Annotated in this window: 1 pseudogene; it reads left to right on the plus strand. The window is 53.4% G+C overall.

Features of this window, described 5'->3' with window-relative positions:
• Nucleotides 1-208 (plus strand): annotated as a pseudogene (locus Q1B13_RS26980) (hypothetical protein); the annotation flags it as partial.

The following is a 208-nucleotide window of genomic DNA, read 5'->3' on the forward strand; positions in this document are numbered from 1 at the left end:
ATTGTGACAGGCGGAAGCATCACCGGCCATGTCTATGGCAGTGAGGGCAACAATACCTTGACCTTGGAACGTGGCCGTTTCACCGGGGATATTCGTCTTGTGGGGGGTAAAAATACCCTGAAGATAGAAGATGGCCGCTTCACCGGTGGCATTTATGGCGGTGCGGGTGACGATACCGTCACGATTTTTGCCGAAAGCACCTATGACG

It is taken from the genome of uncultured Ruegeria sp. (assembly GCF_947489545.1).
Classification (GTDB): Bacteria; Pseudomonadota; Alphaproteobacteria; order Rhodobacterales; family Rhodobacteraceae; genus Ruegeria.